The sequence below is a fragment of the Kitasatospora sp. GP30 genome, from assembly GCF_029892145.1.
GTDB lineage: Bacteria > Actinomycetota > Actinomycetes > Streptomycetales > Streptomycetaceae > Kitasatospora > Kitasatospora acidiphila.
Map to the genome: position 1 here is coordinate 39,097 of NZ_JARZAH010000039.1, position 19,666 is coordinate 58,762.

Here is a 19,666-nt window from a genome sequence, read left to right on the forward strand (position 1 = left end):
CGTCACGGATACTTGCAGGGTTATGGAATACGTGATCCTTGCCGTAGTCATCGCCGTGATCGCCGTTGGTGCGGTTGCCGGCCTCGTCGTCAGCGGCAGACGACGTAAGGAACTGCCCCCGAAGTCCACGACGACCATCGCGCCGCCGGCGCCCAAGGCCGAGGCGCCCGCGCCGCAGGCCGAGGAGCCCCACGTCGGCGACGAGGCCGCGCCGCCGCGCGAGGCGCCGGTGCAGACCGTCGAAGAGGTCGAGCTCCCGGCCGAGCCGGTCGAGGTCACCCCCGAGCAGGTCACCGAGGCCCCCGCGCTGGAGGTGCCGGAGCCGACCGCCGGCCGGCTGGTGCGGCTGCGCTCGCGGCTGTCGCGCTCGCAGAACGCGCTCGGCAAGGGCCTGCTGACCCTGCTCTCCCGGGACCGCCTCGACGAGGACACCTGGGAGGAGATCGAGGACACCCTGCTCACCGCCGACATAGGAGTGGCCCCCACCCAGGAGCTGGTCGAGCGGCTGCGCACCCGGGTGAAGGTGCTCGGCACCCGCAGCCCCGACGAGCTGCGCGGTCTGCTGCGCGAAGAGCTGGTCGAGCTGATCGGTGCCGACACCGACCGCTCGCTGCACACCGCCAAGCAGGAGGACGGCCGCCCCGCGGTGCTCCTGGTGGTCGGCGTCAACGGCGTCGGCAAGACCACCACCTCCGGCAAGCTCGGCCGGGTCCTGGTGGCCGACGGCCGCACGGTGGTGCTCGGCGCGGCCGACACCTTCCGCGCCGCCGCCGCCGACCAGCTGCAGACCTGGGGCGAGCGGGTCGGTGCCCGCACGGTGCGCGGCCCGGAGGGCGGCGACCCGGCCTCGGTCGCGTTCGACGCGGTCAAGGAGGCGATCGCCGAGGGCGCCGACACGGTGCTGATCGACACCGCCGGCCGGCTGCACACCAAGACCGGCCTGATGGACGAGCTCGGCAAGGTCAAGCGGGTGGTGGAGAAGCACGGCCCGGTGAACGAGGTGCTGCTGGTGCTGGACGCCACCACCGGGCAGAACGGCCTGGTGCAGGCCCGGGTCTTCGCCGAGGTGGTGGACATCACCGGCATCGTGCTGACCAAGCTGGACGGCACCGCCAAGGGCGGCATCGTGGTCGCGGTGCAGCGCGAGCTGGGCGTGCCGGTCAAGCTGATCGGCCTGGGCGAGGGTGCCGACGACCTGGCGCCGTTCGAGCCGGGTGCCTTCGTGGACGCGCTGATCGGCGACTGATCCGATCGCCGACCGCGCAGCTGGGCCGCTTCCCCGACGGGGGAGCGGCCCAGCTGCGTTTCTCGCTATCGCCCTGTCAGGAGGACCGCCCTGTCAGGAGGCGAGCCAGGCCGGCTCGGCGGCCAGCCGGCGCTGCCGGCCGCGGTGGCAGGCGTAGGCCAGGGTGCCGAGCAGCAGCCGCGCCTGCGGCGGGCGGACCGCGCTCTCCCGGCACGGCGGGCGCAGCCAGCGCACCGCGCCCTGGCCGGGCAGCGCGGTGGGCGGCGCGGTGAGGTAGCCGCCGGCGCCGTGGCAGACCAGGTCCAGCGCGGCGTCGTCCCAGCCCATCCGGTAGAGCAGGTCGGGCAGCTTGTCCGCGGTGCCCTGGGCGACGAAGAACAGCAGCCGGCCGGTGGCGGAGGCCAGCACCGGGCCGACCTGGGTGCCCATCCGCTCCAGCCGGACCAGGGCGTGCAGCCCGGCCGGCTCGGGCACGTCGAGCACGTCGAAGGAGCGCCCGGTGGGCAGCAGCACCGCGCCGTCCCGCTTGCCGTCCCAGAGCGCGCACACCTCGTGCGGGGTGGCGCCGGGCGGCAGCTCGCGGGCCGGCTCGCCGGGCAGCGGGTGCAGTCCGGGGGCGGCGCAGTGCGGCCGGCCGCAGCGGCACGGTCCGGCCGGCACCCGGGCGGGTCCGCCGAGCGCCACCGCCCAGCCCCAGCGGCCGGCGTACTCGGCCGCGGCCCGGCACGCGGTGGCGCGGCTGCGGCGGCGGACGCCGAACCTCAGATCGCCGAACAGGTTGTCCATGCCTCCCCCAACAGATTTCGATTGCCGTCGGTTACGGGATCGTGACATTGTGTCAAAATTCTGCCCCCCGGCGTGACTTCATGGGGGGCGGCGCGCGGATGATGGTGTGCGCCGGGTGGCGCGGGCAGGCCCGAGCGGAGGGTCGCCTTCCAGTGAAGCGCCGCTGACGGTTCGTCGCTTCACTCCTGGGGGTGGCGAATGGTGGCGTTTCTCGGGGAAGCATCCCCCGGACGGCCCACGGCGGGCTACGTTCGGATCACGCCCCGGCAGGGGTGCGGTGCCGAGCGGGAAACGAGAACGGGGACCCCGGCGGGGTCGGGCGGGACAGGTGGACCCAATGGCAGAGAAGCAGCCCAACGAGAAGCTCACCGCGTGGTTCACGCGCAGCGGGTGGTCGAAGGGCGAGTTCGCCCGGCAGGTGAACCGGCAGGCCCGCCAGCTCGGTGCCCACCACGTCAGCACCGACACCTCGCGGGTGCGCCGCTGGCTGGACGGCGAGCAGCCGCGCGAGCCGATCCCGAAGATCATGTCCGACCTGTTCTCGGAGCGGTTCGGCTCGGTGGTCTCCGAGGAGGACCTGGGCCTGCGAGTGGCCGTGCCGGTCTCCGCGGTGGCCGGCGGCGGGGTCGACCTGCCCTGGAGCGGCCCGCAGACGGTGCAGCTGATCAGCGAGTACTCGCGCAGCGACCTGATGCTCAACCGCCGTGGCTTCCTGGGCACTTCGCTGGCCCTGACGGCCGGTGCGGCGCTGATCGAGCCGATGCAGCGCTGGCTCACTCCCGGCCCGAACGGCCACCCGACCCCGATCCTGACCGCGGCCAACGGCGGTGAGCAGTACACCGGGCGGCTCTCCGAGCCGGAGCTGCAACTGCTGGAGCAGACCACGGTGATGTTCCGCCAGTGGGACGCGCAGAACGGCGGCGGACTGCGCCGCAAGGCCGTGGTCGGCCAGCTGCACGAGGTCACCGACCTGCTGCAGGAGACCTACCCGCCGGCCGTCACCCAGCGGCTCTTCCGGCTCACCGCCGAACTCGCCCACCTGGCCGGCTGGATGTCGTACGACGTGGGCATGCACCCCAGCGCCCAGAAGTACTACGTGCTGGCGCTGCACGCGGCCAAGGAGGCCGGCGACCGGCCGTTCGGCGCGCTGATCCTCACCGACATGAGCCGCCAGATGATCCACCTGAACCGCGGCGAGGACGCCCTGGAGCTGATCCACCTCGCCCAGTACGGCAGCCGGGACACCGCCACCCCGCGCCAGCAGGCGCTGCTCTACGCCATGGAGGCCCGCGCCTACTCCAACATCGGCGAGGTCAACCGCTGCGCCCGGGCGGTCCGGCTGGCCGAGGACACCTTCACCGACGCCGGCCCGGTCGAGCAGGCCCCGGACTGGCTGCGGTTCTTCTCCGAGGCCGAGCTGTACGCGGAGAACGCCCACTCGTTCCGCGACCTCGCCTACCACTCCAGCCGCAGCCCGCGCTACGCCTCGCTGGCCGCCCCGCACATGGAGACCGCGGTCAACCTGTTCCGCCAGGACATGGAGAACCACACCCGCACCTACGCCTTCAACCTGGTAGGCATGGCCAGCGTCCACCTGCTGCAGGGCGAGCCCGAGCAGGCCGCGGTGATAACGGAGCAGGCGGTGGAGATCGCCGGCAAGGTGCGCTCGGAGCGGCTGAACACCCGGGTCCGCAAGACCACCGAGGCGGCCACCCGGGACTACGGCTCCGTTCCGGCCGTCAACCGGCTGGCCGATCTGGTGGTGGAGCAGATCCCCGAGTACGAGGCGGTCTGATCGGTCAAGGCGGCCGCGACCGGCGCAGTTCACGCGCACGTAACGCGGCCGTCAACCGTGTCACGGCCGCGAAACACCGAGCCGCACTGACCGAAACCCGTCTTCGGCACTCTCCTCTTCATCGCCGACACCCCGGGATCACATGGGACGGAATCCCTCGGGTGGCACGGCCATCACCACGAGGAGACGCCGATGCCGGACGGCTTCAGCGGCGGCGATACCGCCTTCGTACTCATCAGCGCGGCCCTGGTCATGTTGATGACCCCCGGGCTGGCCTTCTTCTACGGCGGCATGGTCCGGGTCAAGAGCACGCTGAACATGCTGGTCATGAGCTTCATTGCGCTGGGGATCGTCAGCGTGCTCTGGGTGCTCTACGGCTACACGCTCAGCTTCGGCACCGACGCCTTCCACGGCCTGATCGGCAACCTGGACCACCTGGGGATGCGCGGCATCGGGATGAACGAGCTGAACGGCTCGATCCCGGTCACCGTGTTCGCGGCCTTCCAGCTGATGTTCGCGGTGATCACGCCGGCGCTGATCAGCGGGGCGATCGCGGACCGCGCCAAGTTCGGCGCCTGGGCGCTGTTCATCGCGGTCTGGGTCACCATCGTCTACTTCCCGGTCGCGCACTGGGTGTTCTTCTTCGACAACGGGCACGGCGGCTGGCTCGGCGACCGGCAGGGCGTGATCGACTTCGCCGGCGGCACCGCGGTGCACATCAACGCCGGTGTCGCGGGCCTGGCGCTGTGCCTGGTGCTCGGCAAGCGGGTCGGCTTCAAGAAGGACCCGATGCGCCCGCACAGCCTGCCGCTGGTGATGCTCGGCTCCGGGCTGCTCTGGTTCGGCTGGTTCGGTTTCAACGCCGGCTCGGCGCTGGCCGCCAACGGCGTGGCCGGCATGGCGTTCATGAACACCCAGATCGCCACCGCCGCCGCGATGCTCGGCTGGCTGGCCTACGAGAAGCTCAGGCACGGCGCCTTCACCTCGCTCGGCGCGGCCTCCGGCGCGGTGGCCGGCCTGGTCGCCATCACCCCGGCCTGCGGCTCGGTCTCGATGCTCGGCGCGGTGGCCATCGGCCTGATCGCGGGAGCCGTCTGCGCGGCCGCGATCAGCCTCAAGTACCGCCTGGGCTTCGACGATTCGCTCGACGTGGTGGGTGTGCACGCGGTCGGCGGGGCGATCGGCTCGCTGCTGATCGGCCTGTTCGCCACCGGGCACGTCGGCCAGACCGCCAAGGGGCTGTTCTACGGCGGCGGCTTCGGTCAACTCGGCAAGCAGGCCATGGGCGTGGCCGTGGTCGCGGCCTACTCCTTCGTGCTCTCCTGGCTGATCGGCCAGGCGATCCAGAAGACCATCGGCTTCCGGGTCTCGGAGGACGTCGAGGTGGCCGGCATCGACCAGGCCGAACACGCCGAATCCGCCTACGACTTCAGCTCGGTCGGCGCCGCCCTGGCCCGAACCGTCGGCTCCCCGGTACCGGCCGGCGCCGCACCCAAGCCCAAGAGCACCGAGAAGACCGAGGTCGACGCCTGATGAAGCTGATCACCGCCATCGTCAAGCCGCACCGGCTGGAGTCGGTGAAGGACGCGCTGCAGTCCTTCGGCGTGCACGGACTGACCGTCACCGAGGCCAGCGGCTACGGCCGGCAGCGCGGCCACACCGAGGTCTACCGGGGTGCCGAGTACACCGTCGACCTGGTCCCGAAGGTGCGGATAGAGGTCGTGGTCGAGGACGCCGACGCCGACGACGTGATCGACGTGCTGGTGACGGCGGCCCGCACCGGCAAGATCGGCGACGGCAAGGTCTGGAGCGTGCCGGTGGAGACCCTGGTCCGGGTCCGGACCGGCGAACGCGGCCCCGACGCCCTGTAACCGACCGTTCCCCCAAGCCCCTTGAGCGGACCCGCGACCAACTCGCGGGTCCGCTGACGGCGTTCACCACCCGGGAGGCCCAGTGACGACCACCGACCCCGCCGACCCCGCCGCCCACCAGCGGGCCAGGTCCGCCCTGCTGGCCGACCCGGAGCTGACCGGCCAGGCCCGCCGCACCGCGCTGGCCCGGCTCACCGACGACTGGCTGGCCGCGCTGTTCCAGCGGGCCGACCCGCCGCCCGGCACCGCACTGGTCGCGGTCGGCGGCTACGGCCGCGGCGAGCTCTCGCCGCGCAGCGACCTCGATCTGGTGCTGCTGCACGACGGGGCCGCGGTCGGCGAACTCGCCGACCGGCTCTGGTACCCGGTCTGGGACAGCGGGATGAAGCTCGACCACTCGGTGCGCAAGCTCGCCGAAGCCCGCTCGGTGGCCGCCGCCGACCTCAAGGCCCAACTCGGCCTGCTGGACGCCCGGCACCTGGCCGGCGAGGCCGACCTGACCGCGGCGCTGCGCTCGGCGGTGCTGGCCGACTGGCGGGCCACGGCAGCCAGGCGGCTGCCCGAGCTGCGCGAGCTCGGCCTGGCCCGGGCCGAGCGGCACGGCGAGCTGTCGTTCCTGCTGGAGCCGGACCTCAAGGAGGCCAGAGGCGGCCTGCGGGACGTGGTGGAGCTGGACGCCATCGCCGCCTCCTGGCTGGCCGACGCACCCCGCGAGGGACTGGCCGCGGCCCGGCAGCGGCTCAGCGACGTGCGCGACGCCCTGCACCTGGCCACCGGGCGGGCCACCGAGCGGCTCGCGCTGCAGGACCAGGACCAAGTGGCGGCCGAACTCGGGGTGTTGGACGCCGACACGCTGCTGCGCGAGGTCTACCGGGCCGCTCGGACCATCGCCTACGCGGGCGAGGTGACCTGGCGGTCCGTGGACCGGCTGCTGGCCGGCCGCCGGTCGCGCGGCCGGCGCGCCCTGCTGCGCCCGTTCGGCGGCGGCGCCCGGGTCGCGGCGGGGCGCGAGCCGCTGGCCGAGGGCGTGGTGGCGCAGGACGGCGAGGCGGTGCTGGCCCAGGCCGCCCGCCCGGCCGACGATCCGGTGCTGCCGCTGCGGGCCGCCGCCGCGGCCGCGCAGAACGGGCTGCCGATCTCGCACGCCACAGTGCGCCGGCTGGCCGCCGAGTGCCGGGCGCTGCCGGTGCCGTGGCCCACCGAGGCCCGGGAGCAGCTGGTCACCCTGCTCGGCGCGGGGCGGGCCGGCCTGCCGGTCTGGGAGGCGCTGGACGCGGAGGGGCTGATCGACCGGCTGCTGCCGGACTGGGAGCGGGTGCGCTGCCGGCCGCAGCGCAACGCGGTGCACACCTGGACGGTGGACCGGCACCTGGTGGAGACGGCGGTGCGGGCGGCCGCGCTGACCCGCCGGGTGGCCAGGCCCGACCTGCTGCTGGTGGCGGCGCTGCTGCACGACATCGGCAAGGGCTGGCCGGGGGACCACTCGGAGGCGGGCGAGGTGATCATCCGCGACCTGGCCGTGCGGATGGGCTTCGACCACGACGACACCGAGACCCTGGCGCTGCTGGTCCGCCACCATCTGACCCTGGTGGAGACCGCCACCCGGCGCGACCCGGACGACCCGGCGACCGTGGAGCTGATCGCCAAGACGGTCGGCACCGCGACCCACCTGGAGCTGCTGCACGCCCTCACCGAGGCGGACGCGCTGGCCACCGGCCCGGCCGCGTGGAGCGCCTGGCGGGCCTCGCTGGTGTCCGGGCTGGTGCACCGGGTGGCCGCGGTGCTGGCCGGTGCGGAGCCCGCTCGGCCCGCCGCGGCCGTCTGCGTGGCCGAGGAGCGGCTGGCGGTGGAGGCGGCCCGCACCCGGGAGCCGGCGCTGCTGCTGCGCGCCGAGCACGATCCGTTGGCGGGCGAGCCGATGGGGGTGGAGCTGGCGCTGGCGGTGCCGGACCGGCCGGGGCTGCTCGGCACCGTCTCCGGGGTGCTGGCGCTGAACCGGCTGACGGTCCGCTCGCTGAACCTGTGCGAGCTGGACCCGATCGGCGCCGGCCCGGTGCTGCTGCTCTCCTGGCGGGTGGCGGCCGAGTTCGGCGAGCTGCCGGCGGTGGACCGGCTCCGCTCCGATCTGCGCCGGGCGCTGGACGGCTCGCTGGACACCGGCCGCCGGCTGGCCGAGCGGGACGCCGCCGCACCGCGCCGGCGCGGCATCACCCCGCCGCCGCCGGTGGTCACGGTGGCGCCCGGCGGCGCGTCGGCCACCGCGACGGTGCTGGAGGTGCGGGCGCACGACGCCCCGGGGCTGCTGCACCGGATCGGGCAGGCGCTGGACGCGGCCGGCGCCCGGGTGCGCACCGCCCATGTCAGCACCCTGGGCGCGGACGCGGTGGACGCCTTCTACCTGACCGACGCGGCCGGCCGGCCGCTGGCGCCGGACGCCGCCGGGGCCCTCGCCGAACAGGTGCAGCAGGCCTTGCGCTGACCGGGTTGGGGTCCTTTGCGGGCGGGCCGGATACGCTGGTGGGCGACGACCGTACTCACACCGATGCCGCAAGGGACCCGCGACCGACGTGTTCGACACTCTTTCCGACCGCCTCGCAGCGACGTTCAAGAACCTGAGGGGCAAGGGCCGCCTCAGCGAGGCGGACATCGACGCCACCGCCCGGGAGATCCGGATCGCGCTGCTGGAGGCGGATGTCGCGCTGCCGGTGGTGCGGGCCTTCATCAAGCAGGTCAAGGAGCGCGCGCTCGGCTCCGAGGTGTCGGGCGCGCTCAACCCGGCCCAGCAGATCATCAAGATCGTCAACGAGGAGCTCATCAACATCCTCGGTGGCGAGACCCGCCGACTCCGGTTCGCCAAGACCGGCCCCACCGTGATCATGCTGGCCGGTCTGCAGGGTGCCGGTAAGACCACCCTGGCCGGCAAGCTCGGCCACTGGCTGAAGAAGCAGAAGCACACCCCGCTGCTGGTCGCCTGCGACCTGCAGCGCCCCAACGCCGTCAACCAGCTGAACATCGTGGCCGAGCGCGCCGGGGTGGCCTTCTACGGCCCCGAGCCGGGCAACGGCGTGGGCGACCCGGTCAAGGTGGCCCGCGACTCGATCGAGTACGCGAAGCAGAAGCAGCACGACATCGTCATCGTCGACACCGCGGGCCGCCTCGGCATCGACGCCGAGCTGATGCAGCAGGCCGCCGACATCCGGGCCGCCATCAACCCGGACGAAGTCCTCTTCGTGGTCGACGCGATGATCGGCCAGGACGCGGTCACCACCGCGCAGGCCTTCCTCGAGGGCGTCGACTTCACCGGCGTGGTGCTCTCCAAGCTGGACGGCGACGCCCGTGGTGGTGCCGCGCTCTCGGTGGCGCACGTCACCGGCCGGCAGATCATGTTCGCCTCCAACGGCGAGAAGGTCGACGACTTCGACGCCTTCCACCCGGACCGGATGGCCTCCCGGATCCTCGGCATGGGCGACATGCTGTCGCTGATCGAGAAGGCCGAGCAGACCTTCTCGCAGGCCGAGGCCGAGAAGATGGCCGCCAAGCTGCGCGGCGGCCCGAAGGCCTTCACCCTGGACGACTTCCTGTCCCAGCTGGAGCAGGTCCAGAAGATGGGCTCGATCTCCAAGCTGCTCGGCATGCTCCCGGGCATGGGCCAGATCCGCGAGCAGATCAACAACATCGACGACAAGGACGTCAACCGGGTCGGCGCGATCATCAAGTCGATGACCCCGCTCGAGCGGACCGAGCCGGAGCTGATCAACGGCTCCCGCCGGGCCCGCATCGCCAAGGGCGCCGGTGTCGGCGTCGGCGAGGTCAAGAACCTGGTGGAGCGGTTCTTCGACGCCCGCAAGATGATGTCCGCGATGGCCTCCGGCAAGGGCGTGCCCGGCATGCCGGGGATCCCGGGCATGGGCGGCGGCGGCAAGAAGTCCGGCAAGAAGCCCGCGCAGGCCAAGGGCAAGCGCAAGTCCGGCAACCCGCTGAAGCGCGCCCAGCAGGAGCAGGAGGCCGCGGCCCGCAAGGCGCTGGGCCCCGGCGCCGGCGCGGAGCCCGGCGGCGCCTTCGGACTGGGCGCGGGCCAGGGCCCGGCCGACTTCGAACTGCCCAAGGAGATCAAGGACCTGCTCTAGGTCCACCGGTCGTACCGATGGCCCGTCAGCTCGCTGGCGGGCCATCGGCATGCTCCATGATGTTCGGATGAGCCGAGTGACCATCCGCCCGCCCAGGGCCTCCGACGTCAAGCAGTATGCCGAGACGGTGCGCCGGTCGGCCACCCACATCGGGCAGTGGAACCCGGTGGAGCCGGACGGCCTGCCGGACCTGCTGCAGCGTCAGGGTCCGGGGCTGCGCACCTATCTGATCATCGACAGGGCGGACGGCGGCTTCGTCGGCAAGTGCAACGTCTCCAACATCGTGATGGGACGTTTCTGCAACGCCGCGCTCGGCTACGACAGTTACCTGCCCTATGCGGGCACCGGCCGGATGACCGAGGGGATGCGGCTGGTGGTGGACCGCTGCTTCGCCGACCAGCTGGTCGGCGGGCTGGGGCTGCACCGGCTGGAGATCAGCGTGCAGCCGGAGAACGAGCGGTCGATCGCGTTGGCCCGCCGACTCGGCTTCCGGCACGAGGGCTTCACACCGCGGATGCTCTTCCTGGACGGCGCCTGGCGCGACCACGAGCGGTTCGCGCTGACCGCGGAGGAATGGCAGCCGCTGGGGGCACGGGAGGAGTAGCGCCGCGCCCACCGCAAGCCCGGCGCCCCGGACGCGTGACGGCGGCCGCCGGTCAGTCGCGCGCCGCCAGCACGAAGCGCGCGCCCATCGGCAGCCAGACCGAGCCGTCCGACCGGGTGAACGAATGCAGCGCCTCGGCCAGCTCCTTGGCCGCCGGCAGCTCGCCCGCGAAGCCGACCGCCGCGTCGTACCAGCCGGTGGAGAGCAGCCCGCGCACCGCACTGTCCAGGTCCGGATAGCCGAACGGGCAGTCGGTGTGGCCGCGGCCGATCAGCCGCAGTCCGGTCGCGGCGGCCAGCGCCTCCGGATCGCCGACCGGGTCCAGCGGGTCCGGCACCCGGGCCCCGCCGGCCCGCCGCCGGGCCGGCGCCAGCACCGCGGCCGCGCGCCCGGCGGCGACCGGGTCCAGACCGGCCAGCACCAGCACCCCGCCGGGCAGCGCGAGCCGCAGCGCCTCGCGGACCGTGCGGCGCGGGTCGGGCCCCAGCCGCAGCGGCTCGAACAGGGTGACCACGGCATGCGCCGTCCGGGTGGCGCCGGGGTGCGCCGACACCGGCAGCCGGCGCGCCCGGGCCAGCTCGCGCAGCGGCCCGTCCGGCTCCAGGCCGGCCACCTGGGCGCCGCGGGCAGCGGCCAGCAGCAGGGCCAGCCCGGAGCGGCAGCCGAGCCCCAGCAGGCTGGTGGCCGGGCCCACTCCCAGCCGCTCGTGCACCGCCTCGTAGAGCGGTACCAGGGTGCGCTCCTGGATCTCGGCCCAGTCTCGGGCCGACGAGCCGGATCGGGACCTGGACGGGTCCAGGGCGGTACCGTGCGCCACAGCCATCGGGCGGGCCTCCAAATCGGGTCGGTGTGCCGAATCTCCGCAGTCGTGCGCCCCGGCTCTAGCGAACCGCCGTGCGGCCGCCGCGTCCAGAGGAGCGCGCCGGGCTGTCGCTACTCCCGGTGGTGCGCCAGGGTGCGGATATCGATTCACGCTCCAAGCGCCCCACCCCGTACGATTCGGCGCATGGCTAAGGCTCCCGTTCTCACCCCCCAGGCGGACGACTTCCCGCGCTGGTACCAGGATCTGATCAACAAGGCCGAGCTGGCCGACAACGGTCCGGTGCGCGGCACCATGGTCATCCGACCGTACGGCTACGGCCTGTGGGAGCGGATGCAGCAGGAGCTGGACGGCCGGATCAAGAAGGCCGGCGCGCAGAACGCCTACTTCCCGATGTTCATCCCGCAGCACTACCTGACCAAGGAAGCCGAGCACGTCGAGGGCTTCGCCCCCGAGCTCGCGGTGGTCACCCACGGCGGCGGCAAGGACCTGGAGGAGCCGGTCGTGGTCCGGCCGACCTCCGAGACGATCATCAACGAGTACTTCTCGAAGTGGGTGCAGAGCCACCGCGACCTGCCGCTGCTGATCAACCAGTGGGCCAACGTGGTCCGTTGGGAGCTGCGCCCGCGGATCTTCCTGCGCACCACCGAGTTCCTCTGGCAGGAGGGGCACACCGCCCACGCCAGCTACGAGGACGCCCGCGACTACGCCTCGATGATCCACACCGACGTCTACGGCGACTTCATGACCAACGTCCTCGGCATCGACGTGGTGCTGGGCCGAAAGACCGTCAAGGAGCGGTTCGCGGGCGCCATCAACACCCTCACCCTGGAGGGCATGATGGGTGACGGCAAGGCGCTGCAGATGGGCACCAGCCACGAGCTGGGCCAGAACTTCGCCAAGGCGTTCAACACCACCTACCAGCTGCAGGGCGCCGAGCGCGAGTTCGTCTGGCAGACCTCCTGGGGCGTCTCCACCCGCATGGTCGGCGGCCTGATCATGTCGCACGGCGACGACAACGGTCTGCGGGTGCCGCCGCGGCTGGCCGCCGTGCAGGCCGTGGTGCTGGCCATCAAGGGCGACGACGCGGTGATCGCCAAGGTCCGCGAGATCGGCGCCGAGCTGGAGGCCGCCGGCATCCGCACCGTGGTGGACGACCGCACCGACACCCCGTTCGGCCGCCGCGCGGTGGACTGGGAGCTCAAGGGCGTGCCGCTGCGCATCGAGGTCGGCCCGCGCGACCTGGAGGCCGGCACCGCGATGCTGGCCCGCCGGATCCCCGGCGGCAAGGAGCCGGTGTCGATCGACGCACTGGCCGCGCTGCTGCCCGGCATCCTGGAGGAGGACCAGGCGCTGCTGCTGCGTCAGTCCCGGGAACGCCGGGAGGCCCGCACGGTGGACGTCAAGACCCTCGACGAGTGCGTCGAGGCCGCGGCCACCGGCTGGGGCCGGATCTCCTGGGCCGACCTCGGCCCGGAGGGCGAGGCCAAGCTGGCCGAGCAGGGCGTGTCGGTTCGCTGCCTGCTTGCCGCCGACGGCTCGGTCCCGTCCTCTTACGACCAGGACGGCAATATCGCGATTGTCGCGCGCGCGTACTGAATAGGTGACGGTGTCCCGTCTACTGGCCAGTCAGCTCCCAGCGCGGCCGAACTAGCGGTACGGTGTACGGCCCGTGGCCCTGTCAAAAAGTACGGGGTCCGGGCCGTCCAGCGCGGCACGGCGCCTGCTGTGCCCTGGAATCGGCCGCCCCGGCGAATGATCGACGGGTGCAGAAAACGGAGGGGGTTGGTCTTGCGTCAGAATTCGAATACTCAGCACGGGTACTGTCACGCCCGGCTGGGAGTTTCCGGGGAATTGCCCGCAGGCTCTCAGGAATGGAACGTCGGAACCGATTCCCTCGTTGGTATAGCGTGAGCACGACACAGCCCCTCGTCCTCGCGGCCGAACTGGCCGCCGCCTGGAGCGACATCCAGGCCTATCACCGAGACCTGCCCGACCTCGCCTCACCCGAGGCGCTGATCGGCGAGTCGTCGTCGGCCTGCGGCACCACGCTCGGTTTCGAGCGGCTGCTGCACGAGGCCGCCCACGGTCTGGCCGCCGCCCGCGAGATCCGGGACACCTCCCGGGCCGGGCGCTACCACAACCGCCGATTCCTGTTGCTCGCCTCCGAGTTGGGCCTGGCCCACCCGGTGGAGCCGCACGCCAGCAGCGGCTTCTCCCAGGTGACCATGCTCGCCGAGACCCAGGAGCGCTACGCCGCCACCATCGAGCGGCTCGAGCGCGCCCTCGGCGCCCACCAGCAGGCCGTCGCCGGCTCCGCCGACGGCGGGGTGCTGCGCACCTTCCGCGGCCCGGCCGCGCGGCACGGCTCCTCGGGCGGCGGCGTCCGGGTCAAGGCCGTCTGCGGCTGCGGGCGCAATGTCCGGGTGGTGCCGTCGGTGCTGGCCCAGGCGTCGATCGTCTGCGGCGCCTGCCAGCAGCCCTTCAAGATCGCATAAGCGCTCAGCCACGTAGGGCGCCCTCCCCCCGGCCGGGCCCGGAGCCCCGGTCGGGGGAGGCGTGCGTGATGTGGCACAATCGATAGCTGATACCCGACAGCCGAGGACCCTCTCTCCTTCCGGCTGGCGTGTCACCGGAACGACCGGCCCCGCAGCCCCACGCGGCGCGCGGTCGCTCACCCACGTCAACTCCAGGAGAACCGCTCCAGTGGCAGTCAAGATCAAGCTCAAGCGTCTCGGCAAGATCCGCTCCCCGCACTACCGCATCGTCGTCGCCGACTCGCGCACCAAGCGCGACGGCCGCGCGATCGAGGAGATCGGCATCTACCAGCCGACCTACAACCCCTCGAAGATCCAGGTCGACGGCGACCGCGCCCAGTACTGGCTGTCCGTCGGTGCCCAGCCGACCGAGCCGGTGCTCGCCATCCTCAAGCTGACCGGCGACTGGCAGAAGTTCAAGGGCCTGCCGGCTCCGGAGCCGCTGAAGGTCGCCGAGCCGAAGACCGAGGACTTCTCGCACCTCTTCGCCAAGGCCGTCGCCGGCTTCGAGGACGCCACCACCGGTGTCGCCATCACCCCGAAGGCCAAGAAGTCGGACAAGGTCGAGGCTGACGCCGAGACCACCGAGGCCTGATCGTGATCGAGGACGCCCTGGACCACTTGGTGAAGGGCATCGTCGAGCACCCCGACGACGTGCAGGTGCGCTCGCGCAACCTGCGTCGCGGGAACACCATCGAGGTGCGGGTGCACCCCGATGACCTCGGCAAGGTGATCGGTCGCGGCGGTCGGACCGCCCGGGCGCTGCGCACCGTGGTGGGCGCGCTGGGCGGCCGCAACGTCCGCGTCGACCTGGTCGACGTGGACAACGTCCGCTGACGGTCACCACCGTTGCTCGGAACGGCCGGGACGCCTCGCGCGTCCCGGCCGTTCGCCGTTCTCAGCAAGATCCAGTAGCAAGATTCAGGAGTGGAACCGTGCAGCTCGTCGTCGGCCGGATCGGTCGCGCCCACGGCATCCGGGGGGACGTCTTCGTCGAGGTCCGCACCGACGAGCCGGAACTGCGGCTCGGCCCGGGGGCGGTCCTGCTCACCGACCCCGCCGCCACCGGCCCGCTGACCGTGGAGTCCGGCAAGGTGCACAGCGGCAAGCTGCTGATCCGGTTCGCCGGGATCAAGGACCGCACCGCCGCCGAGGCCCTGCGCAACACCATGCTGATCGCCGAGGTCGACCCCGACGAGCGGCCGGAGGAGGAGGACGAGTACTACGACCACCAGCTGATCGGCCTGGACGTGGTCCTGACCGACGGCACCCCGGTCGGTGAGCTCACCGAGGTGGTCCACCTGCCCTACCAGGACCTGCTGACCGTCAAGCGCCCGGACGGCAGCGAGGCGCTGGTGCCGTTCGTCAGCGAGCTGGTGCCCGAGATCGACCTCGAGAACCAGCGCTGCGTGATCGACCCGCCGCCCGGGCTGATCGACCTCGCCGGGGCCGAGCTCGACGGCGGCCCGGAGCAGGACCGATGACGGAGAACCCGCGGCACGGCATGCGGATCGACGTCGTCACGATCTTCCCCGAGTACCTGGAGCCGCTCAACGTCTCGCTGGTCGGCAAGGCCCGGGCCCGCGGCCAGCTCGACGTGCACCTGCACGACCTGCGCTCCTGGACCCACGACGTGCACCGCACCGTGGACGACACCCCGTACGGCGGCGGCCCCGGCATGGTGATGAAGCCGGAGCCCTGGGGCGAGGCGCTGGACGCGGTGCTGGCGGCCGGCCCCGAGGGCGAGCTGCCCACCCTGGTGGTGCCCACGCCCAGCGGCGTGCCGTTCACCCAGCAGCTGGCCCAGGAGCTGGCCCAGCGGCCCTGGCTGGCGTTCGCCCCGGCCCGCTACGAGGGCATCGACCGCCGGGTGATCGATGAGGCCGCCACTCGGATGCCGGTGGTGGAGGCGTCGATCGGCGACTACGTGCTGGCCGGCGGCGAGGTCGCGGTGCTGGTGATGGTCGAGGCGATCGCCCGGCTGCTGCCCGGTGTGCTCGGCAACGCCGCCTCGCACCAGGACGACTCCTTCGCCCCCGGTGCGATGGCCGATCTGCTGGAGGGCCCGGTCTACACCAAGCCCGCCGAGTGGCGCGGCCGCGCGGTGCCGGAGGTGCTGCTCAGCGGCAACCACGGCAAGATCGCCCGGTGGCGCCGAGAGCAGGCCTTCGCCCGCACCCTGGCCAACCGCCCCGACCTGGTGGCGCGCTGGCGGCAGGACGGATTCGACAAGAAGGAGCGCGAGGCGCTCAGCGTGCTCGGCCTGCGCTGGGACGAGGCGGCCGGTCGATTTCTCGGCGTGACCGAGGCTGTGGAAGAATAGGCCGCTGTTGTCTGTCGCCCGGCCCCCGCGAGGGGGCCAGTGGACCGGTGAGCCCCGCCACGGGGGAGTCGCCGCCAGCCGAAGCGGCCCGCAACTGACCCCATTGTGACGAATTTCCGTGGGCGGCCCGTGGCGCCTGCGATGGAGAGCATCATGAGCAACAAGCTCGCTGCTGTCGACGCGGCCTCGCTGCGCACCGACATTCCGGAGTTCCGCGCCGGTGACACCCTGAAGGTCCACGTCCGGGTCATCGAGGGCAACCGCTCCCGTGTCCAGCTCTTCCAGGGCGTCGTGATCCGCCGCCACGGTGCGGGCATCGGTGAGACCTTCACCGTCCGCAAGGTGAGCTTCAACGTCGGCGTGGAGCGCACCTTCCCGGTGCACACCCCGATCGTCGAGAAGATCGAGGTCGTCACCCGCGGTGACGTCCGTCGCGCCAAGCTGTACTACCTGCGTGATCTGCGCGGCAAGGCCGCGAAGATCAAGGAGAAGCGGGAGCGCTGAGTCGTGGCCCCCGGTTCTCCCCGGGGGGTCAGCCTGCTCAGAAGGGGCCGCTAAGCTCAGCCCCGATGAGCACCCACGAACCGATCGCGGACCGCGACGGCGACCTCGCACCCTCGGGTGCGCGGGAGCCGGCGCGGTCCGCGGCCGTTTCGGGGCCCGATGCGCAATCCGTCGCGGAGCTCGCCCCGGAGTCCCCCTCGGAGCCCGTTTCGGAATCCGTCTCGGAATCCGTGTCGGAGGGGGCGGCCGAGCAGCCGGAGCGGTCCGAGCCCGGTTGGGACTGGCGTTTCGCGGCCAAGCTGCTGGCCGTCTGCGTCGGCGTGCTGCTGCTGGTGAACGCCTTCGTGGCCCAGCCCTTCTCCGTCCCGTCCGCCTCGATGGAGAACGCGCTGCGCCCCGGCGACCGGCTGCTGGTCGACAAGCTCGCCTACCAGTTCGGCGGCACCGTGCGGCGCGGCGACGTGGTGGTCTTCGACGGCACCGACTCCTTCGTCCCCGGCGGTGACAACCAGCCCGGGATCGGCGGCGCGCTGCGCAAGCTCGGCGCGACGCTGGGCGTCGGCCCGTTCGACGGCTCGATCTTCGTCAAGCGGGTGATCGGGGTCGGCGGCGACCGGGTGACGTACCGGGCCGGCGACCAGCACCTGACCGTCAACGGCGTGCCGCTGGCCGAGTCCGACTACCTGTTCCCGGGCGACGCCCCCTCGACCGTCGGCTTCGACGTGCAGGTGCCGCCCGGTGAGCTCTTCGTGCTCGGCGACCACCGCAGCGACTCCCGGGACTCCCGGGACCACCTGGGTGATCCGGGCGGCGGGTTCGTGCCGGTGCGCAAGGTGATCGGGCGGGCCGACCTGGTGATGTTCCCGCTCGGCCGCTGGCACAGCCTGGACCGTCCGGCCGGCTTCGCCGCCGTCGCCGCGGCAGGGAGGACCGGTGCGCATGGGGCTCAGGGGTAGGGCGGCGCCCACCGCCGGGCCGGGGTCCGCCGAGGCGCTGGCCGGCCGCGGGCGGGCCGAGCGCCGCCGCACCGCGCGCCGGGCGACCCGTCGCGGTCGCCGCTCGCTGCTGCGGGAACTGCCCCTGATCGCCGTGCTGGCGCTGGCCATCGCGCTGGCCCTGAAGACCTTCTTCGTCCAGGTGTTCGTGATCCCCTCGGGATCGATGGAGCAGACCATCGCGATCGGCGACCGGGTGCTGGTGGACAAGCTGACCCCGTGGTTCGGCAGCACTCCCCGGCGCGGCGACGTGGTGGTGTTCAAGGACCCCGGCGGCTGGCTGGAGAACGACCGGCAGCCGGACACCGACGGGCCCCTCGCCCGCGGCGTGAAGAGCGCCTTCAGCGCCGTCGGGCTGCTGCCCTCGGCCGACGGGGGCGATCTGATCAAGCGGGTCATCGGAGTCGCCGGTGACACCGTGGTCTGCTGCGACGCGCAGCAGCGGATCACCGTCAACGGCACGCCGATGGCGGAGCCCTACCTGGCCCAGGGGAACCCGCCCTCGCGGATCCCGTTCCGGATCACGGTGCCGCCGGGGCGGCTCTGGGTGATGGGGGACCACCGCGACCTGTCGGCCGACTCGCGCTACCACATGACCGGGCCGGACCAGGGCACCGTGCCGCTCTCCGACGTGGTCGGACGGGCCTTCGTGATCGCCTGGCCGTTCGACCGGATCGGCGGCATCGCGCGGCCCGGCTATCCCGGACTGGCGGCCCAGGGCCCGCCGAAAATTCCGGCCGGTGGGCCGGATCCCCGGGAACGCTCACTCGTTATGGGGTTGTTGGGCGTCGCTCCGGCCGTGCTGCGGCGCGGGCGCGGAGTCGGGCCTGCGGCCCGTCAGCTACGCTCGCCCGCCGTGTGGGAAGCCCCGCAGAGGGTGCCCGGGGTGATAGAGAAGTGCAGGAGTAGCAGGCGTGGTGCCCGCTGTGCGGCACTGGTGACCGCGGACGAAGGTCGTCCGCACAGCAGGGAGGAGAAGTCGTGGGGGATCTGGTGATCGGCGCCCGCGGGGCCGGCGAGCCCGAGGGCTCCGGCCGGCGTACGGCCCAGTCCACCGAGTCCGGCGGGCCCGCGGAACCCGCCGACGGCGCGGGCGGCCACGGCGAACCGGCGGACCAGCCGAACTACCCGGCGGGCGAGCCGCCGGTCCCGCCGACGGCCGCCGGTGAGACGACCGGGCCGCCGCGCAAGGAGCGCAAGCAGCGCTCGTTCTGGAAGGAACTGCCGATCCTGGTCGGTATCGCGCTGGTCCTGGCGCTGGTCATCAAGACCTTCTTCGTCCAGGCCTTCTCGATCCCGTCGGAGTCGATGCAGAACACCCTCCAGGTCGGCGACCGGGTGCTGGTGGACAAGCTGACGCCGTGGTTCGGCGCCAAGCCGGAGCGCGGTGACGTGGTGGTCTTCCACGACCCGGGCGGCTGGCTGAACGAGGTGCCGTCCACGCAGAGCTCCAACACCGTGGTGCGCGGCATCCAGGACGTGCTGAGCTTCATCGGCCTGATGCCCTCGGCCAATGAGAAGGACCTGATCAAGCGGGTGGTCGCGGTCGGCGGCGACACCGTCGAGTGCGAGGGCAACGGGCCGCTGAAGGTCAACGGCGTGGCGCTCAACGAGCCGTACGTCTTCGACAGCAACCCGGAGCTGGGTGCCTGCGGCAACCGGCCGTTCGGCCCGGTGAAGGTGGCCCCGGACCACGTCTGGGTGATGGGCGACCACCGCGACGACTCGCTGGACTCGCGGTACCACATGGACCAGCCCGGCGGCGGTGCCGTCCCGGTGGACCACGTGGTCGGCCGCGCCTTCGTGATCGCCTGGCCGATCAACCACTGGACGACCCTGCCGGTGCCCGACACCTTCGACCAGAAGGGCCTCGCCTCGGCGGCCCTGCCGTTCGCGCCGCCGCTGCTCGGCGCGGCCGGCGCGGTGCCGGCGGCCTGGTGGCTGCGGCGCCGCCGGCTCGGCGACGACTGATCGGGTAGCTGCTCGGCTCTTGCGCGGGCCGTGGTACCGACGAGTAATCTGCTCGGACGTGCCACGGCCCGCCGCCGTGTCCGGCTC

19 protein-coding genes are annotated in these 19,666 nt (G+C 72.6%); 17 read left to right on the plus strand and 2 right to left on the minus strand.

Features of this window, described 5'->3' with window-relative positions; all coding sequences use genetic code 11:
- The first annotated feature begins 22 nt into the window (after positions 1 to 22).
- Positions 23 to 1,246 (plus strand): signal recognition particle-docking protein FtsY, encoded by a 1,224-nt coding sequence (gene ftsY, locus P3T35_RS33480; RefSeq protein WP_101382358.1) that lies wholly within the window; start codon positions 23 to 25, stop codon positions 1,244 to 1,246.
- A gap of 93 nt (positions 1,247 to 1,339) precedes the next feature.
- On the opposite strand, the gene P3T35_RS33485 is transcribed toward ftsY, so the two are convergent.
- The gene (locus P3T35_RS33485; RefSeq protein WP_101382359.1) at positions 1,340 to 2,032 is read right to left on the minus strand and encodes a bifunctional DNA primase/polymerase; all 693 of its coding nucleotides are present in this window, start codon (positions 2,030 to 2,032) and stop codon (positions 1,340 to 1,342) included.
- A gap of 337 nt (positions 2,033 to 2,369) precedes the next feature.
- Between P3T35_RS33485 and P3T35_RS33490 the strand changes: the two genes are divergently transcribed.
- The 6 genes from P3T35_RS33490 to P3T35_RS33515 all read left to right on the plus strand — a co-directional run bounded on the left by P3T35_RS33490 (position 2,370) and on the right by P3T35_RS33515 (position 10,429).
- Positions 2,370 to 3,827 carry a hypothetical protein gene (locus P3T35_RS33490; RefSeq protein ID WP_101382360.1) on the plus strand — a complete coding sequence of 486 codons (1,458 nt, stop codon included), beginning with the start codon at positions 2,370 to 2,372 and terminating at the stop codon, positions 3,825 to 3,827.
- Between the two features lie 192 nt (positions 3,828 to 4,019).
- Positions 4,020 to 5,360, plus strand: a complete 1,341-nt coding sequence (locus tag P3T35_RS33495) for an ammonium transporter (RefSeq protein ID WP_101382361.1) — start codon at positions 4,020 to 4,022, stop codon at positions 5,358 to 5,360.
- Positions 5,360 to 5,698, plus strand: a complete 339-nt coding sequence (locus P3T35_RS33500; RefSeq protein WP_101382362.1) for a P-II family nitrogen regulator — start codon at positions 5,360 to 5,362, stop codon at positions 5,696 to 5,698. Before P3T35_RS33495 ends, P3T35_RS33500 begins: the two co-directional genes overlap by 1 nt.
- An 82-nt stretch (positions 5,699 to 5,780) precedes the next feature.
- Complete coding sequence (locus P3T35_RS33505) at positions 5,781 to 8,177, plus strand: [protein-PII] uridylyltransferase (protein WP_101382363.1); 2,397 nt, start codon at positions 5,781 to 5,783, stop codon at positions 8,175 to 8,177.
- 88 nt (positions 8,178 to 8,265) lie between these two features.
- The gene (gene ffh, locus P3T35_RS33510; RefSeq protein WP_101382364.1) at positions 8,266 to 9,825 is read left to right on the plus strand and encodes a signal recognition particle protein; all 1,560 of its coding nucleotides are present in this window, start codon (positions 8,266 to 8,268) and stop codon (positions 9,823 to 9,825) included.
- Positions 9,826 to 9,892: 67 nt separating this feature from the next.
- Positions 9,893 to 10,429 (plus strand): GNAT family protein, encoded by a 537-nt coding sequence (locus P3T35_RS33515; protein WP_101382365.1) that lies wholly within the window; start codon positions 9,893 to 9,895, stop codon positions 10,427 to 10,429.
- 52 nt (positions 10,430 to 10,481) lie between these two features.
- On the opposite strand, the gene P3T35_RS33520 is transcribed toward P3T35_RS33515, so the two are convergent.
- Positions 10,482 to 11,252, minus strand: coding sequence for an SAM-dependent methyltransferase (locus tag P3T35_RS33520; protein WP_101382366.1), 771 nt, complete (start codon positions 11,250 to 11,252; stop codon positions 10,482 to 10,484).
- 183 nt (positions 11,253 to 11,435) lie between these two features.
- Between P3T35_RS33520 and proS the strand changes: the two genes are divergently transcribed.
- From proS to lepB (P3T35_RS33570), 10 genes are all read left to right on the plus strand, one after another.
- Positions 11,436 to 12,848 carry a proline--tRNA ligase gene (gene proS, locus P3T35_RS33525; RefSeq protein ID WP_101382367.1) on the plus strand — a complete coding sequence of 471 codons (1,413 nt, stop codon included), beginning with the start codon at positions 11,436 to 11,438 and terminating at the stop codon, positions 12,846 to 12,848.
- A 311-nt stretch (positions 12,849 to 13,159) separates the two neighbouring features.
- A complete protein-coding gene (locus P3T35_RS33530) occupies positions 13,160 to 13,747 on the plus strand; it encodes a hypothetical protein (RefSeq protein ID WP_101382368.1) in 588 nt (195 codons plus the stop codon).
- Between the two features lie 208 nt (positions 13,748 to 13,955).
- The gene (rpsP, locus tag P3T35_RS33535) at positions 13,956 to 14,381 is read left to right on the plus strand and encodes a 30S ribosomal protein S16 (RefSeq protein WP_101382369.1); all 426 of its coding nucleotides are present in this window, start codon (positions 13,956 to 13,958) and stop codon (positions 14,379 to 14,381) included.
- 2 nt (positions 14,382 to 14,383) lie between these two features.
- Complete coding sequence (locus P3T35_RS33540; RefSeq protein WP_101382370.1) at positions 14,384 to 14,623, plus strand: RNA-binding protein; 240 nt, start codon at positions 14,384 to 14,386, stop codon at positions 14,621 to 14,623.
- A 98-nt stretch (positions 14,624 to 14,721) separates the two neighbouring features.
- Positions 14,722 to 15,270 carry a ribosome maturation factor RimM gene (gene rimM, locus P3T35_RS33545; protein WP_101382371.1) on the plus strand — a complete coding sequence of 183 codons (549 nt, stop codon included), beginning with the start codon at positions 14,722 to 14,724 and terminating at the stop codon, positions 15,268 to 15,270.
- A gap of 20 nt (positions 15,271 to 15,290) precedes the next feature.
- Positions 15,291 to 16,109 carry a tRNA (guanosine(37)-N1)-methyltransferase TrmD gene (gene trmD / locus P3T35_RS33550; protein ID WP_101385286.1) on the plus strand — a complete coding sequence of 273 codons (819 nt, stop codon included), beginning with the start codon at positions 15,291 to 15,293 and terminating at the stop codon, positions 16,107 to 16,109.
- 153 nt (positions 16,110 to 16,262) lie between these two features.
- On the plus strand, positions 16,263 to 16,613 hold the full coding sequence (gene rplS / locus P3T35_RS33555) for a 50S ribosomal protein L19 (protein ID WP_101385287.1): 351 nt from the start codon (positions 16,263 to 16,265) through the stop codon (positions 16,611 to 16,613).
- Positions 16,614 to 16,678: 65 nt separating this feature from the next.
- Entirely contained in the window at positions 16,679 to 17,569 is an 891-nt protein-coding gene (gene lepB / locus P3T35_RS33560) for a signal peptidase I (protein ID WP_101382372.1), read from the plus strand.
- The gene (gene lepB, locus P3T35_RS33565; RefSeq protein ID WP_101382373.1) at positions 17,553 to 18,605 is read left to right on the plus strand and encodes a signal peptidase I; all 1,053 of its coding nucleotides are present in this window, start codon (positions 17,553 to 17,555) and stop codon (positions 18,603 to 18,605) included. The genes lepB (P3T35_RS33560) and lepB (P3T35_RS33565) overlap by 17 nt, the downstream gene beginning before the upstream one ends.
- Positions 18,590 to 19,579: a signal peptidase I gene (gene lepB, locus P3T35_RS33570; protein ID WP_101382374.1), complete on the plus strand. Its 990-nt coding sequence runs from the start codon at positions 18,590 to 18,592 to the stop codon at positions 19,577 to 19,579. Before lepB (P3T35_RS33565) ends, lepB (P3T35_RS33570) begins: the two co-directional genes overlap by 16 nt.
- Positions 19,580 to 19,666 lie beyond the last annotated feature (87 nt).

Coding starts and splice junctions, on each gene's coding strand:
- trmD (WP_101385286.1), top strand. CDS start 15,291: ATGCGGATCGACGTCGTCACGATCTTCCCCGAGTACCTGGAGCCGCTC.
- rplS (WP_101385287.1), top strand. CDS start 16,263: ATGAGCAACAAGCTCGCTGCTGTCGACGCGGCCTCGCTGCGCACCGAC.
- proS (WP_101382367.1), top strand. CDS start 11,436: ATGGCTAAGGCTCCCGTTCTCACCCCCCAGGCGGACGACTTCCCGCGC.
- ftsY (WP_101382358.1), top strand. CDS start 23: ATGGAATACGTGATCCTTGCCGTAGTCATCGCCGTGATCGCCGTTGGT.
- P3T35_RS33500 (WP_101382362.1), top strand. CDS start 5,360: ATGAAGCTGATCACCGCCATCGTCAAGCCGCACCGGCTGGAGTCGGTG.
- lepB (WP_101382373.1), top strand. CDS start 17,553: ATGGGGCTCAGGGGTAGGGCGGCGCCCACCGCCGGGCCGGGGTCCGCC.
- P3T35_RS33490 (WP_101382360.1), top strand. CDS start 2,370: ATGGCAGAGAAGCAGCCCAACGAGAAGCTCACCGCGTGGTTCACGCGC.
- P3T35_RS33520 (WP_101382366.1), bottom strand. CDS start 11,252: ATGGCTGTGGCGCACGGTACCGCCCTGGACCCGTCCAGGTCCCGATCC.
- P3T35_RS33485 (WP_101382359.1), bottom strand. CDS start 2,032: ATGGACAACCTGTTCGGCGATCTGAGGTTCGGCGTCCGCCGCCGCAGC.
- P3T35_RS33515 (WP_101382365.1), top strand. CDS start 9,893: ATGAGCCGAGTGACCATCCGCCCGCCCAGGGCCTCCGACGTCAAGCAG.
- P3T35_RS33495 (WP_101382361.1), top strand. CDS start 4,020: ATGCCGGACGGCTTCAGCGGCGGCGATACCGCCTTCGTACTCATCAGC.
- lepB (WP_101382372.1), top strand. CDS start 16,679: ATGAGCACCCACGAACCGATCGCGGACCGCGACGGCGACCTCGCACCC.